The organism is Pseudomonadota bacterium (assembly GCA_040752895.1).
Lineage (GTDB): Bacteria > Pseudomonadota > Alphaproteobacteria.
The window spans coordinates 139,520-153,485 of record JBFMHN010000001.1; the positions used below are offsets into that span (position 1 = coordinate 139,520).

Genomic DNA, 13,966 nt, shown 5'->3' on the forward strand with positions numbered 1-13,966 from the left:
TGCCGGTTTCCCCTATACATGGGCCGAACTTGGTAGTGCGGCGAAGAGGTTCCCATGACCTTTCTGGTGTGGCTTGCACAAGGTATTGACCGTTTCAACGACGCGATCGGGCGTAAGGTCGCCTGGGTTGGACTGGTCATGGCGGTGGTTCAATTCAGTATTGTCCTGATGCGCTATGTCTTTGAGGCAAGCGAAATCTGGCTTCAGGAATCCATCCTCTATATGCATAGCGTTCTGTTCATGCTGGGGGCCGGCTACACCCTTCTGCATAACGGACACGTCCGCATTGATATTTTTTACCGTGACGCTTCGCCGGAACGCAAGGCGTGGGCAGATTTGATGGGTATTTTCTTTTTCTTGCTTCCGGTCTGTGGGGCTCTTTTCTATATCGCCTGGCCCTATGTTATCGACTCGTGGGCCGTACGGGAAGGCTCGCGCGAGACGAGCGGTATCGAGGCCATCTATCTCCTGAAGACGGTTATTCCCGTTTTTGCGGCACTCGTGGTCCTGCAAGGGATTTCGATGGCCATTCATGCCGCCGCCGTGTTGACGGGGCACGAAAAACTACGGTTGGAATCACCGAGAAAGCTCTGACGCATGGGAGACTTTCTGAACATTCTGATGTTTGTCGCGCTCTGCGGGTTTCTTTTGATGGGCTTCCCGGTGGCTTTTACGCTCGCCGGTACGGCGCTCTTTTTTGCGGGCCTTGGCACTCTGCTGGGGGCATTCGATCCGATCTTCCTGACGGCTTTTCCGCAGCGGATTTTCGGCATCATGACAAACGATGTTCTCGTTTCTGTGCCGCTTTTCGTCTTCATGGGGGTGATGCTTGAGCGTTCCCACGTCGCCGAGGAATTGCTCGATTCGATGGGAATGCTGTTTGGATCGCTGCGCGGCGGACTTGGGATCTCGGTCACGATCGTTGGTGCGCTGATGGCGGCCTCGACAGGAATCGTAGGGGCGACCGTCGTGACGATGGGGCTGCTTTCGCTTCCCACGATGCTTCGACGCGGGTATGACCCGAAATTGGCGGCCGGCTCGATTTGCGCGGCCGGCACCTTGGGTCAGATCATTCCCCCCTCCATCGTGCTGGTTCTGCTCGGGGATGTGCTGTCGTCCGCTTACCAACAGGCCCAGCTTTCCCTGGGCAATTTTTCGCCGAGGGCAGTGTCGGTTGGCGATCTCTTTGCGGGCGCGATTCTACCCGGCTTGCTGCTGGTCGGGCTTTACCTTGTCTATCAGATCGGGCAGGCCGTCTTTCACCCCAAAACGTCGCCGGCCATCCCGGAGGCCGAGCGCGCCGCGGTCAGTGGCCGGCAGCTGGTCAGGCAAATTCTGCGTTCCCTCATGCCGCCTCTCGTCCTCATTGTGGCCGTTCTGGGTTCCATCCTAACGGGTGTTGCGACACCTACCGAGGCGGCCGCCGTCGGCGCCATCGGTTCGATATTGCTGGCCGGGCTCCGACTCGACGAAAGGCATGCGACGGTGATCCACGTGGCGGGCCTTGCGTTGGCTGGTCTTGTGCTGGTGGGCCTGACTTCGGCCGCCGGTATCGAGAGGGCGGCGCCGGGTCTCAAGATGGCCCTTCCGGCCATCGCGGCAATGCTTTGCCTGCTGGTTGCCGTTGGCGTGTTCATCGGCCTCAAGCGCGTCTTTGCCACCGAAATCCTGCAGGAAGTTTTACGTTCGACCATGCAGATCAGCTCGATGGTTTTTGTGATTCTGATCGGGGCCGCGCTCCTTTCCCTCGTCTTCCTTGGGTATGGCGGCGACGACATGGTGCACGCGTTTCTAGCCACGCTTCCAGGAGGAGCGATAGGCGCGGTGCTTCTCGTGATGGTCGTGATGTTTTTTCTGGGCTTTTTCCTGGACTTTATCCAGATCATCTTTGTCGTCGTGCCGATCGTTGCTCCCGTTCTGCTGAAGATGGGACTGGATCCGGTTTGGCTGGGTGTGATGATAGCCGTTAACCTGCAGACGTCGTTTCTGACGCCGCCGTTCGGTTTTGCGCTCTTTTACTTGCGGGGCGTTGCGCCGGAAAGCGTCACGACACTGGACATATACCGTGGCGTGATGCCTTTCATCGCAATTCAACTGCTTGGGCTTGGGATTGTCGCCTTCTTTCCCGGGCTCGCGACGTGGCTGCCAAAGCTTCTCTATGGATAAAGCTTAGCGCCGCAAGTCGTCGGATATCCGCAGGGCTGGATTCCCGCCATTCAACTTCAGACGGTAGATTTGCAGATTTTCGAAAATGCGCTGCACATAATTCCGTGTCTCGTAGATAGGTATGGACTCGATCCAGTCGATCGTGTCGGTATCCGATTCGCCGCCGGGGCGTCCGTACTCTCGAATCCATCTGTGGACCCGCGCCGGTCCGGCGTTATAGGCGGCAAGAGCCAAAATGTAGGAGCCGTTGAATTCGGTCAGCATCTGGTCGAGATAGGCGCTGCCGATTTGCAGATTGTAGACGGGATCGTTGAGAAGCCGCGTTTGTGAATAGTGCAGCCGAAGCGAACGCGAAACGGATCGCGCCGTTTGCGGAAGAATTTGCATAAGCCCATGGGCGCCAGCCGAACTGATGGCCCCTTGGTTGAGCTCGCTCTCCTGGCGGGTCATGGCTAGGATGAGGGCGGGCTCCGGCTTTACGTCCGGCAGATCGAGGATCGGATAGCCTTGATCCAAAAGGGGAATATTCGCACGTTGAGCCTGCTTGGTTACGGCGATGGCAAGGTCCGGACGTGCCAGCGAATGGGCGAGATCCGCGATCCAGGCATAGGCCTCCTCGGTCGTCGCTTTCGAGGCCAACTGGAGGAGAAAGGGGCGTATATATTTTTTTTCGCCGAGTTCGTTAAGCAAGCGCACGACCTGCGTTAGCGGGTTTGCCTCCAGAGTCTGCGCGGTTTCCATTGTCGGCTTCGGCGTTGAAGCGGGCGGGAGGGGAAAATGGCCGGCAACCCGTTCAACCGCCAACTGCCCATAGTAGGTCGTAAGGTACTGCGAAGCGATTTGGTACCAGTGGGCCTGTGTGCTGCGCGCACCTATGACTTCGGCCGCCCGCGCCGCCCAATAGGCGCCGCGCGCGCGGCTGATGGGATAACGGCTGGCTTCATGAAGTTTTGTGAAATGGCCGAAAGCGACCTCGGCGTCTTTTAGAAAACGCAAAGCGATCCACCCCGACAGCCATTCCGCCTCGGCGAAGGCTTCGCCAGCTTCGAGGCCGTGATTGCTGGTCAGGCGATAGGCTTCCGAGTAGTAGCCTTTCTGGAAGAGGTGTCGAGAGACGGCGATGCGTTCAACCCACCAAAGGTCCGGCCGAATCAAATCCGTGGGGGGGTGCTCCAGAATCTCCTGGGCCGATTCCAGTTTTCCTTTCCGTCGCCGCCAGCGGAGGCGTTCATATTGAAGGCCCGCGTGCGATTGCAGATATTTAGGGACACGCTGGACGGCGCCGTCGACATCCCAATCCATCCGCATAAGGCTGATACGCGCCAGGGCAAGGCTCCGGATGTCCGGGTCGACGCGGTACAGCATGCGCTGCGCTTCGGCGGCGCGATCGTTCCACAACAGCCGGTCGAGCCGCGCCGCGTGGTCCGCCTTATCCAGCAGGTCGCGATGCTTGGCGAGAAATTGGCGCTCCTCTTGTCGGGTGAAATTGGCGTGAATCCAGGTTTCCCGAAGATGCTTCTCGGCGGCTTCCTGGTCCCCCCTCCGTAAAAGCGCTTCACCAAGCAGGACGCGCCCGCGGGTCGTCACCGGCGGCTGGTCGGAAAACCAGGTGCGGATGGCGTCGTCCGGAAGGTTGCCGGGCATCGCTTCCTCGGCCCGCTGCCGGAGTAGACGTTGGTTTGGCCAATCGGGATGCTCGCGAAGGAAGTTCGCAATCTCGTCGAAGGAAGCGCCCGTTCCAGGTTGCGTGTAGTAAAGCCAGCGGATGGCCTCCGCTGGCAACGGGTTGTGGGCGAGGGAGGCAAGCACAAGCGCCTTTTTCCAGCGCTTTTCTTTGACTTCCACGAAGGCACGGGTGTAGGTACCGAAATCGGCGACCGAAAGAGGGGTCGCCCCTTCCTTCGGGACGGTCGCCGCCACCGCGGCAGGCAGAGAAAAAGACAGCAGGATAAAGAAGAATATGCCCGAGGCGATCCAGCCAAGAAAACCGGACGCCGGACATGTCGGTCGAAGCATGCGAATAGGGACCGTGGGCATCCCCCTCTGAAAGACGTGGAACGCAAGGTTTTCCATAGTACGGTCCCGGTCCAATTTCAACAAGCGCGCTCGCCCTTGCCGCAGGGAATGGGTGAGGTTATGTTCCGCGGGTAATCGATTAACGGTCCAAAATGTTTAAAGGTTCCTTTGTTGCGCTCGTAACGCCCTTCCGCGCCGATACCATTGACGAGAAGGCGTATCAGTCTTTCATCGAGTGGCAGGTTTCCGAGGGCACGCACGGTCTCGTGCCGTGTGGAACGACGGGCGAGTCGCCGACCCTGAGCCACGCGGAACACCGGCGGGTTATCGAGCTTTGCATCGAGGCCGCGAACGGGCGGGTGCCGGTCATCGCCGGGACGGGATCGAATTCGACGGCGGAGGCGATCGCATTGACGCGCCACGCCAAAGAGGCGGGCGCCGACGCGGCGCTCGTCATCACGCCCTACTACAACAAGCCCTCTCAAGAAGGGTTGTATCGGCACTACGAGGCGATTCACAACGCCGTTGATCTGCCGATCGTCATCTACAATATCCCTGGTCGGTGCGTGGTGGATATGTCGGTCGCTACGATGGCGCGGCTGGCGGCGTTGCCGAACATCGTGGGTGTGAAGGATGCAACGACCGATCTTGCGCGCCCTTCAGCGACGCGCCGCGCGATCGGGAACGATTTTTGCCAGCTTTCCGGTGAGGACGCGACAGCGCTTGCGTTCTTGGCCGAAGGTGGGCATGGCTGCATTTCGGTGACAGCGAATGTGGCTCCGAAGCCACTTTCCGAAATGCACGAGGCCTGGTGGAGAGGCGATATTTCCGCCGCGCGAAAAATTCAGGATAGCCTGGTACCGGTTCATGAAGTCATGTTCGTTGATACGAACCCTTGCCCCGTGAAATACGCCGTCAGCCTGCGGGGGCATTGCGGCGGCGCGCTGCGTCTTCCATTGGTCGAGGTTTCGGAAACGAACAAGGAACGGATTCAAAAGGTGCTGGAAGCGGCGGGGCTGCTTGCCTGACGGGGAATGGCAAGAGAACTTATCTCCACCGATCGCACCGTGGCGCAGAACCGCAAGGCTCGCTACAACTATCACGTGGAAGAAACCCTTGAGGCCGGAATCGTGCTTACGGGCCCGGAAGTAAAATCCTTGCGGCTTGGCCGATGCTCCCTGAACGAAGCTTTTGCCGCAGAAAAAGGTGGGGAGCTGCATCTTTTCAACATGCACATTGCGGAATACGCGCCCGCGCGTCAGGAGGACTTTTCTCCCACGCGTCCACGAAAGCTTTTGATTCACCGTCGCGAAAGAAACCGTCTTTTTGGCGCTGTAAAGCGGGAAGGCATGGCCCTTGTGCCGCTCGCGGTCTATTTCAACGCCCGCGGGATTGCGAAAGTGTCCCTGGGCCTTGCCAAGGGCAAGCGCAAGGTGGATAAGCGCGCGGACGAGAAGCAGCGGGAATGGCGCCGCCAGAAAGACCGTCTTTTAAAGGCGAAGTCTTGATCAGGTCGGGGTCATCTGTTTCCGCATATCGCGCATCACCGTCTCGAACATTTCTTCCGTCAACCGGCCCGTGTTCGTGTTGTAGCGCGAGCAATGATAGCTGTCGGTAAGGGTCAGCCGGTTGGGAAGCCGATAGCAGGCGCCGTGACGAAAGGGATAGGCGCTTCGCTTTAGGTTTAAGGCGGTTAAAATCGCCTCGTGTGCCACCCGTCCGAGGGCAAGCAGGAAACGAAGCCGCGGCATGGCGGCGACCTCGGCCGCCAGGAACGACCGGCAGGTGGCGATCTCGGCCGGTGTCGGGCGGTTTTCCGGCGGCACGCAGCGGACCGCGTTCGTGATGCGGCATTTCACGAGCCTAAGCCCGTCTTCGGGGGCGGCCCGGTATTCGCCGCGGGTAAATCCATATTTTCCGAGCAAGCGGTAGAGAAGTTCACCCGCGTAGTCGCCCGTGAAGGGCCGGCCCGTCCGGTTTGCTCCCTTCAAGCCCGGCGCAAGCCCTATGATCAACACCTCCGCGCTTAGAAGTCCAAAGGAGGGGACGGGTGCGTTGTGCCAGTCGGGATGCGCCTTTCGGTTTGCGTTCCGGAAGGTGACAAGACGCGGGCAATAAGGGCAGTCGAGCGCCGGATCGAGGGCGGCGGAAGCCGTTTTTTTGGAACACATCTTCGAAAGCGTTTTTCGGGTGGCCAACGTTCTATCGCCTTCCACTGGTCCATGGCGGGCGGCTATTCTAAGGCGTCGGGCCCGTCGTTCAACCGGGCGTAATAGGGGGCGAAAGGGTTTTTAGGTGATTCTGCTCGGTCTGGGTTCAAACCTGCCAACCGCGGCTTACGGAGGCCCGCGGGAAAATTGCGAGGCGGCGCTTGCCGCGCTGGCGGCGGAAGGGGTTGCCATCCTTCGCCGTTCCCGCTGGTACGAGAGCGCTCCGGTGCCGCCCTCCGACCAGCCGTGGTTCGTGAACGGCGTGGCGGCGGTGGCGACCGGGCTTTCGCCGGAGGCCTGCCTTGCCTTGTGTCACCGGATCGAACGCCGATTCGGGCGGGAGCGGCGGCAAAGAAACGCCTCCCGGACGCTCGATCTCGACCTCTTGGCCTGGGACGATCGCCGGCTCGAAGGCGGGAGCGCGGGAGTTACCGTGCCTCATCCGCGCCTTCACGAGCGCGCCTTCGTCTTGCTTCCGCTGGCGGAGGTGGTGGCTCCCGACTGGCGGCACCCGACGCTCGGCCTCACCCTTGAGGCGTTAATCCGCCGCCTGGCGCAAGGCCAGGTCGCTTTTCCGCTGCCGGGGGAAGAGGGTGAGGTGCCCTAACGGGGGGGCTTTATCGTCCTGCCACCTTGCACCCGACGCGGTGCAGCAATATATTCCTTCTTGTCCCGGCTTGTTCCGGCTGCTCCTGCCAAAGAGGTGTTTTATGGCCCGCGTCACGGTCGAAGATTGCGTTACCAGGGTACCCAACCGCTTCGAGCTAGTGGTTCTCGCCGTTCAGCGAGCCCGCGAGATTTCTGCCGGTGCCTCTCTCACCGTGGACCGGGACCGGGACCGGAATCCGGTCGTCGCTCTTCGGGAAATTGCCGATGGGACGGTGGACCTGGATGGCCTGCGGGCTGAAAGAGTGCGCTCGCTGCAAAAGCACGCGAAGCTTGAGGAGCCGGAGGAGGACATCCTTGAACTCGTCGAGCAGGAACAGCGCCACGCCGCCGAGGTGGGGGAAGCCGTTCCCAGTGAAGAGGCTGAAGAGGACGTCCTTTCCATTGAGGGAGAACCCGACAACGAAATGCTTGCGGCGGAGGCGGAAGAAGCTCCCCGACCGGACGAGGCGTGATCGGAGACGGCGCCCGGTTCTTGATCGGATGCCGCCGATATTTCCAACCTTCCGTTTTTTTATTCGTACGGCGGATTCGTTTCTCCCGCCTGAGGTTTTGAGGGAGGCATGATCGCCGATGATTCGGCAGTTCGAATTGGTGGAAGCCATCCGGGCATACGACCCTTCCGTCGATGAGGAGATGCTGAATCGCGCTTACGTTTTTTCGATGAAAGCGCATGGCGCGCAGAAACGCGAATCTGGCGACCTTTATTTTTCACACCCTCTCGAAGTGGCCGGCATCCTGACCCGGCTTAAATTAGGCGGCTCCTCCATCGCGACAGCTCTGCTGCACGATACCGTCGAGGATACGCTGACAACCGTTGAAGAACTCGAACGTCAATTCGGCCAGGAAGTTGCGCGCCTTGTTAACGGCGTGACAAAGCTGTCACGGATCGAGCTTCAATCCGACCGCACGCAACAAGCGGAAAATTTTCGAAAGCTTGTACTTGCGATGTCGGACGATATTCGCGTCTTGCTTGTCAAGCTTGCCGATCGTCTGCACAACATGCGGACGCTGCATTACATTCAGGACCCGGAAAAACGCCGCCGCATTGCGCGGGAGACGATGGAAATATACGCGCCCCTCGCCAACCGGATCGGTCTTCATGAAATGAAGGACGAATTGGAAGACCTGGCGTTTTCCGAACTGAACCAGGATGCCAGAAACTCCGTTCTTGCCAGGCTTAGCTATCTGCGCGAGGAAGGAGGGGCGAAAGTTCCGAAGATCGCTCGGGAACTCGAAGAAACGTTTCGCGGGGCCGGGGTTGAGGCGGCCGTCTCCGGTCGCGAGAAAAAGCCTTATTCCATCTGGCAAAAGATGGAACGCAAGAATATCAACTTTGAACAATTGTCGGACGTGATGGCCTTTCGGGTCGTCGTGAACGAAGAAGAAACTTGCTACCGGGCGCTTGGCATCCTGCATCGGCGCTACCGCGTCGTGCCTGGCCGCTTTAAGGACTATATCAGCACACCGAAACCAAACGGCTACCGCTCGCTTCATACCGGTGTCATCGGGCCCGAACGGCAGCGGATCGAGATTCAAATCCGCACCCAGAGGATGCAAGACATCGCCGAGCGCGGCGTCGCCGCTCACTGGCAATACAAGGACGGTCCGACCAGCAGCATGGAAGGCCGCCAATATCGCTGGCTTCGGGAGCTTCTGGAGTTGCTGGAGAACGCTTCCGACCCGGAGGAATTCCTCGAGGAAACCAAGCTCGACATGTTCCAAGACCAGGTCTTTTGTTTCACGCCGAAGGGGGATTTAATCGCCTTGCCCAGAGGTGCGACGGCGGTGGATTTTGCCTACGCGGTCCATTCAGAGATCGGGAACACCTGCGTCGGCGCAAAAGTGAACGGACGGATGCTTCCATTGCGCAGCCAACTGCACAATGGGGACCAGGTGGAGGTCGTTACGTCGAAAGCGCAAACACCGTCGCCGACCTGGGAACGGTTTACCGTCACCAGCAAGGCGCGGATGTCCATTCGCCGCTTTGTGCGCCTAGAGAAGCGCGGCCAATATGTCCAACTTGGAAAATCAATCCTGGAACGGATGGTTCAGAGTGAAGGGGCGGAGCTTAACGACAAGCTTTTCAAGGAAGTCTGCAAAAGTTTTCATTGCGCTGCCCCGGATGACCTGTACGCCGCGATTGGGGAGGGAAGATACACGGCGGAAGAAGTTTTCAAGGCCGCGTTTCCCGGCGTAAAGTCCTCTCGTTTCCGTGCCGCCAACGTGATTACGATCGGCCTGCGCAAGCGCAAGAAAAAGATTGGCGAAAATCCCGTTCCAATCCGGGGGCTCATTCCCGGAATGGCTGTACACTATGCCGGTTGCTGTTCGCCGCTGCCGGGTGACCGAATCGTCGGTATCGTGACGAAAGGGAAAGGCGTGATCATCCATACGATTGATTGCGAGATATTGCCAAGCTTTGACGAGCTTGCGGACCGTTGGCTCGATGTCGCTTGGAACGTCGGCGAGGGGAACACACCCACCTATATCGGGCGGGTCCATCTCGTCGTGCTGAACGAACCGGGTACGCTTGGCAATCTCTCGACCGTCATCGCAAGCCATGGGGCGAACATCAATAACCTTAAGCTCACGAATCGCTCGGCGGATTTCTTCGAGCTTGTCATTGACCTCGAAGTGCAAGACGTCAAGCATTTGACCCGTATTATCGCAGCGCTTCGCGCATCGCCCGTGATCAATTCCGTTGAACGTGCGCGTGGTTAAAAGAGAATAGCCGCCGCTGTCCGGCGCTCATGTCTTCATCCGATTATTTAAGGTGCCGAACGTCCCGCGATGCTCTTCAAACGACACCATAAACCGCACCCCATTCGCCGCCTGTACAATTTCCTTTGGCCGCGCTCAGGGTGGCGCCGATCTTTTAAATACCTGTTTCATCGGGTGGGTCGGCTGCAGGATACCCCCCATGGTATTGCGGCCGGCTTTGCAAGTGGCGCCGCCATTTCCTTCACACCTTTCATGGGATTTCATTTTGTCGGCGCGGCGTTACTGGCGTGGTTGACGGGAGGCAATTTGCTGGCTTCGGCCATCGGAACGGTACTCGGCAACCCGTGGACCTTCCCCTTTATTTGGTACTGGATTTACCACTTTGGAAATTGGATCTTACAGAACACGCCCGCCCAAGGCGCCCCGGAGGCATTGACGATTCAGTTGATCTTTCAGCATCCGGGTTGGCTGCTGTGGCCGATGACGGTTGGCGGTATTCCAACGGCAATTGTTGCTTGGGTTGTCTTTTATTGGCCCATCAAGAAAACCGTTGCGAGTTATAAGCGCCACCGGCACCTCCGCCGCGAGAAGGGCCGGCATCGGCGGGCGGCGCACTCCAAAACAAAAAAGCAGACCCGCGCCGGTGAGTGAACGCATTCGACTTGGGGTGAACATCGATCATGTCGCGACGCTGCGGAACGCGCGCGGCGGCACGCACCCGGACCCGTTGCGCGCGGTTTCCATTGCAGCCCGAGCCGGGGCCGATGGGGTTACGGCCCATCTCCGGGAGGACCGTCGCCATATCCGCGATGCGGATATCGTGGCGTTGGCGAGACAGGCCGAACTGCCGCTCAACCTTGAGATGGCGGCAACTTCTGCCATGCTCGAGACGGCGCTTGCCAATCGGCCGCACGCTGTTTGCCTGGTTCCGGAGAAGCGGCAAGAGTTGACGACCGAAGGCGGTCTCAACGTTCTCGCAGAAAAAAGCGGGCTTGCTGCCTATATCCAGACGATGGCATCGGCCGGTATCGCGGTATCGGTTTTCATTGACCCGGAGCACGGCCAGGTCGAGGCGGCGAGCCAACTCGGCGTCGCCGCAATCGAATTCCACACGGGGCGTTATTGCAACGCGGACGGCGCGGCGCGGGTGGCGGAGTTTGGCCGGCTCGTCATGGCCGCGCGATACGCCGCCAAGCTGGGTCTCGAATGCCACGCCGGCCACGGGCTTACCTTCGATACGGTTGGTCCCGTCGCCGCTATCCCGGAAATCGTTGAATTGAACATCGGCCATTTTCTGATGGGAGAGGCGCTTTTTACCGGTCTGGAGGCCAGCGTCCGGCGCATGCGCGTTCTCATGGACACGGCGCGCAGTACCCCTGTTCCGAAATCGGCGCGGCACGGTTCCGCATGATTATCGGCTTCGGGAGTGACCTGGTTGATATCCGGCGGATCGCGCGCACTCTCGACCGCTTTGGCGATCGCTTTCTCAATCGCGTTTTTACCGAAACCGAACGCTGGAAAGCGACCCAGCGGCCGAGCCGGCTCGCCGCCACCTATGCAAAACGGTTTGCCGCCAAGGAGGCTTGTTCAAAGGCGCTTGGCACGGGTTTACGGCGCGGAGTCTTTTGGCGTGATATCGGAGTCCTGAACAGCCCTTCCGGAAAACCGGTGATCGAACTTACCGGCGGCGCCGCCCGGCGCATGGTCGAGATCACGCCGCCGGGGATGGCGGTCGGGATCGAGGTTTCCTTAAGCGACGAATACCCCTATGCCCAAGCCAGCGTTATCATCTTTGCCGTCACCGCGGCAGACAAAACTTAAGGAAAACCAAAATGTCGGACAGGACGGCAAGATCCAGAAGAACAAGAGACGGTATATGGGAAACCGTTCGCACGATTCTCTACGCGATTCTAATCGCGCTTGTGGCGCGCACGGTTGCCTTTGAGCCATTTAACATTCCGTCCAGCTCGATGGTGCCTACGCTGCTGGTTGGCGACTATCTCTTCGTTTCGAAATATGCCTATGGCTACAGCCGCTATTCGCTACCGTTCGGGCTTTCGTTAATCGAAGGCCGGCTCTTCTTCACGCCGCCGGAACGCGGCGACGTGGTGGTTTTCAAGCTGCCATCGGACAACCGCACGGATTACATCAAACGAATCATCGGGCTGCCGGGCGATACGATTCAAATGAAGGAAGGCCGCCTTTATATCAACGGTACGGTGGTCGAACGGGAAACGGCCGAAGACTTCATGGTATCGGATTTCAGCGGCGCGCCGGTTGCCATCCGGCAATATACCGAAACGCTTCCGAGCGGCCGGCGCCATCGTATCCTGGAAACGTCCGACGACGGTCAGTTCGACAACACATCGGTCCTCAGCGTTCCACCTGGCCACTATTTCATGATGGGGGATAACCGCGACAACTCGCTCGACAGCCGGGCGCCGCATGGCGTCGGCTTCGTTCCCGAAAAGAACCTTGTCGGGCGGGCCGAAATCCTCTTTTTCTCGGTGGACGGCGAAACGCGCTTCTGGGAATTCTGGAAGTGGCCGTCCGCCATCCGGTTTCATCGTTTCTTTCAGGCGGTTGATTGATGGGCGCCACCTTCGCCTCGCTTGACGTGCTTTCCAAGACGCTTGACCACGCCTTTTCAAATCCGGCCTTGCTGGAAGAGGCGCTCACCCACCCGAGCGCCGGTGGTGACCAGCGGCCGGATTACGAGCGGCTGGAGTTTCTGGGCGACCGGGTGCTGGGCCTTATCCTGGCGGACATTCTTCTTTGCCGCTTTCCGGCCGAGCCGGAAGGCGCCCTTGCCAAGCGCCACGCGGCTTTGGCCTGTCGCGAGGCGCTGGTACGGGTCGCCGAGGGAATTGCCCTTGGGCGGTATCTCCGCCTGGCCGAGGAAGACGAGGGGGGGAAAGCGCGCGAAAGCCCCAGCCGTTTGGCCGATTCGCTGGAAGCGGTGATCGCCGCGCTTTACTTGGATGGAGGTTTGGTTGCGGCGCGGCGCCTTGTGGAGCGCGGCTGGCGGCCGTTGCTGGAGGAAATGCCGGCACCCCCGCAGGACGCGAAAACCCGGCTTCAGGAATGGGCTCAAGGGCGCGGGTTGTCGCTTCCAAAATACGAAACCGTCGAACAAACAGGACCGGCGCATCGGCCAACCTTTACCGTGCGGGTCACGGTTGGGGCCTTCGCTCCGGCCGTCGCCAGCGGTTCGACAAAACGCGTAGCCGAAACCGCGGCCGCGGCCGGGTTTTTGGCGGGGATTGAGGGGCAAAGCAATGGGAACTGAAACCGAGCGCCGTTTCGGTTTCGTCGCGGTTGTTGGCGCCCCGAACACAGGCAAATCGACCCTCATCAACCAGTTGGTTGGCGAGAAAGTCACCATCGTTACGCCGAAGGTGCAAACGACGCGAACGCTGGTCCGCGGCATCTGCATCGAAGGCGGCGCCCAGATCGTTTTCGTGGATACCCCCGGCATCTTCGTGCCCAAGCGTCGGTTCGAACGCGCCATGGTGGCGGCTGCGTGGCGGGGTGCGGCGGACGCCGATCTCGTGCTTCTCCTGGTTGATACCGAACGGGGTATCACGGGTGAGGCCCGGCACATTCTCGAGGGTTTGCGGAAGGCTGGCCGGAAAGCGATTCTCATCCTCAACAAGATCGACCGGATCCAGCGGGAAAAACTGCTTGGCCTTGCGGCGGAACTGAACGCAACCGGTCTTTTCACGGACACCTTCATGATCTCGGCCCTGAAGGGCGATGGCATTGACGACGTCCGACGCCATCTGGCCGCAAGCGTTCCGAGCGGTCCCTGGATGTTCCCGGAGGATCAGGTTTCCGACCTTCCCTCACGGTTGCTCGCCGCCGAGATCACGCGCGAGAAACTCTTTCTGCAGCTCCGCCAGGAACTTCCCTATTCTCTTGCCGTGGTGACGGAAAGCTTCGAGGAGCGCGAGCAGGGCGATATCCGGATCGAACAGGAAATCCTGGTTCAGCGCGTAAGCCAGAAGGCGATCGTACTGGGCGAGGGGGGGGGCCGCATCAAGGAGGTCGGCACGGCGTCCCGCGAAGAGCTGGAGGAAATTTTCGGAAAGCGCATCCATCTTTTCCTTCGCGTCAAGGTGCGGAAGGATTGGCTTGAAGATCCGGAACGTTACCGCGACCTCGGCCTGGATTATGATGCCTAA

15 protein-coding genes are annotated in these 13,966 nt (G+C 59.6%); 13 read left to right on the plus strand and 2 right to left on the minus strand.

What is annotated here, in order from left to right; all coding sequences use genetic code 11:
• Positions 1-54 precede the first annotated feature (54 nt).
• Both AB1781_00765 and AB1781_00770 read left to right on the plus strand, forming a co-directional pair.
• Positions 55-594 carry a TRAP transporter small permease subunit gene (locus tag AB1781_00765; GenBank protein MEW5703110.1) on the plus strand — a complete coding sequence of 180 codons (540 nt, stop codon included), beginning with the start codon at positions 55-57 and terminating at the stop codon, positions 592-594.
• 3 nt (positions 595-597) lie between these two features.
• On the plus strand, positions 598-2,166 hold the full coding sequence (locus AB1781_00770; GenBank protein MEW5703111.1) for a TRAP transporter large permease subunit: 1,569 nt from the start codon (positions 598-600) through the stop codon (positions 2,164-2,166).
• Positions 2,167-2,169: 3 nt separating this feature from the next.
• Here AB1781_00770 and AB1781_00775 read toward each other — a convergent pair whose 3' ends face one another.
• On the minus strand, positions 2,170-4,182 hold the full coding sequence (locus tag AB1781_00775) for a lytic transglycosylase domain-containing protein (GenBank protein ID MEW5703112.1): 2,013 nt from the start codon (positions 4,180-4,182) through the stop codon (positions 2,170-2,172).
• Between the two features lie 152 nt (positions 4,183-4,334).
• Here AB1781_00775 and dapA point away from each other — a divergent pair, with 152 nt between their 5' ends.
• Positions 4,335-5,210, plus strand: a complete 876-nt coding sequence (gene dapA, locus AB1781_00780) for a 4-hydroxy-tetrahydrodipicolinate synthase (GenBank protein MEW5703113.1) — start codon at positions 4,335-4,337, stop codon at positions 5,208-5,210.
• 6 nt (positions 5,211-5,216) lie between these two features.
• Entirely contained in the window at positions 5,217-5,690 is a 474-nt protein-coding gene (smpB, locus tag AB1781_00785) for an SsrA-binding protein SmpB (protein MEW5703114.1), read from the plus strand.
• On the opposite strand, the gene AB1781_00790 is transcribed toward smpB, so the two are convergent.
• Positions 5,691-6,353 (minus strand): uracil-DNA glycosylase, encoded by a 663-nt coding sequence (locus AB1781_00790; protein ID MEW5703115.1) that lies wholly within the window; start codon positions 6,351-6,353, stop codon positions 5,691-5,693.
• A 124-nt stretch (positions 6,354-6,477) separates the two neighbouring features.
• Here AB1781_00790 and folK point away from each other — a divergent pair, with 124 nt between their 5' ends.
• From folK to era, 9 genes are all read left to right on the plus strand, one after another.
• Entirely contained in the window at positions 6,478-6,999 is a 522-nt protein-coding gene (gene folK, locus AB1781_00795) for a 2-amino-4-hydroxy-6-hydroxymethyldihydropteridine diphosphokinase (GenBank protein ID MEW5703116.1), read from the plus strand.
• A gap of 103 nt (positions 7,000-7,102) precedes the next feature.
• Entirely contained in the window at positions 7,103-7,513 is a 411-nt protein-coding gene (gene rpoZ / locus AB1781_00800; protein MEW5703117.1) for a DNA-directed RNA polymerase subunit omega, read from the plus strand.
• Positions 7,514-7,631: 118 nt separating this feature from the next.
• Positions 7,632-9,782, plus strand: a complete 2,151-nt coding sequence (locus AB1781_00805) for a bifunctional (p)ppGpp synthetase/guanosine-3',5'-bis(diphosphate) 3'-pyrophosphohydrolase (protein MEW5703118.1) — start codon at positions 7,632-7,634, stop codon at positions 9,780-9,782.
• Between the two features lie 69 nt (positions 9,783-9,851).
• A complete protein-coding gene (locus tag AB1781_00810; protein ID MEW5703119.1) occupies positions 9,852-10,433 on the plus strand; it encodes a DUF2062 domain-containing protein in 582 nt (193 codons plus the stop codon).
• Positions 10,426-11,193 (plus strand): pyridoxine 5'-phosphate synthase, encoded by a 768-nt coding sequence (locus tag AB1781_00815; GenBank protein ID MEW5703120.1) that lies wholly within the window; start codon positions 10,426-10,428, stop codon positions 11,191-11,193. The genes AB1781_00810 and AB1781_00815 overlap by 8 nt, the downstream gene beginning before the upstream one ends.
• Positions 11,190-11,603 carry a holo-ACP synthase gene (gene acpS / locus AB1781_00820; protein ID MEW5703121.1) on the plus strand — a complete coding sequence of 138 codons (414 nt, stop codon included), beginning with the start codon at positions 11,190-11,192 and terminating at the stop codon, positions 11,601-11,603. Before AB1781_00815 ends, acpS begins: the two co-directional genes overlap by 4 nt.
• Before the next feature lie 11 nt (positions 11,604-11,614).
• Positions 11,615-12,373 (plus strand): signal peptidase I, encoded by a 759-nt coding sequence (lepB, locus tag AB1781_00825; protein MEW5703122.1) that lies wholly within the window; start codon positions 11,615-11,617, stop codon positions 12,371-12,373.
• On the plus strand, positions 12,373-13,071 hold the full coding sequence (rnc, locus tag AB1781_00830) for a ribonuclease III (GenBank protein MEW5703123.1): 699 nt from the start codon (positions 12,373-12,375) through the stop codon (positions 13,069-13,071). The genes lepB and rnc overlap by 1 nt, the downstream gene beginning before the upstream one ends.
• A complete protein-coding gene (era, locus tag AB1781_00835; GenBank protein ID MEW5703124.1) occupies positions 13,061-13,966 on the plus strand; it encodes a GTPase Era in 906 nt (301 codons plus the stop codon). The genes rnc and era overlap by 11 nt, the downstream gene beginning before the upstream one ends.

Coding starts and splice junctions, on each gene's coding strand:
- AB1781_00805 (MEW5703118.1), top strand. CDS start 7,632: ATGATTCGGCAGTTCGAATTGGTGGAAGCCATCCGGGCATACGACCCT.
- AB1781_00765 (MEW5703110.1), top strand. CDS start 55: ATGACCTTTCTGGTGTGGCTTGCACAAGGTATTGACCGTTTCAACGAC.
- AB1781_00770 (MEW5703111.1), top strand. CDS start 598: ATGGGAGACTTTCTGAACATTCTGATGTTTGTCGCGCTCTGCGGGTTT.
- smpB (MEW5703114.1), top strand. CDS start 5,217: ATGGCAAGAGAACTTATCTCCACCGATCGCACCGTGGCGCAGAACCGC.
- rpoZ (MEW5703117.1), top strand. CDS start 7,103: ATGGCCCGCGTCACGGTCGAAGATTGCGTTACCAGGGTACCCAACCGC.
- AB1781_00810 (MEW5703119.1), top strand. CDS start 9,852: ATGCTCTTCAAACGACACCATAAACCGCACCCCATTCGCCGCCTGTAC.
- acpS (MEW5703121.1), top strand. CDS start 11,190: ATGATTATCGGCTTCGGGAGTGACCTGGTTGATATCCGGCGGATCGCG.
- rnc (MEW5703123.1), top strand. CDS start 12,373: ATGGGCGCCACCTTCGCCTCGCTTGACGTGCTTTCCAAGACGCTTGAC.
- era (MEW5703124.1), top strand. CDS start 13,061: ATGGGAACTGAAACCGAGCGCCGTTTCGGTTTCGTCGCGGTTGTTGGC.
- dapA (MEW5703113.1), top strand. CDS start 4,335: ATGTTTAAAGGTTCCTTTGTTGCGCTCGTAACGCCCTTCCGCGCCGAT.
- AB1781_00790 (MEW5703115.1), bottom strand. CDS start 6,353: ATGTGTTCCAAAAAAACGGCTTCCGCCGCCCTCGATCCGGCGCTCGAC.
- lepB (MEW5703122.1), top strand. CDS start 11,615: ATGTCGGACAGGACGGCAAGATCCAGAAGAACAAGAGACGGTATATGG.
- AB1781_00775 (MEW5703112.1), bottom strand. CDS start 4,182: ATGCTTCGACCGACATGTCCGGCGTCCGGTTTTCTTGGCTGGATCGCC.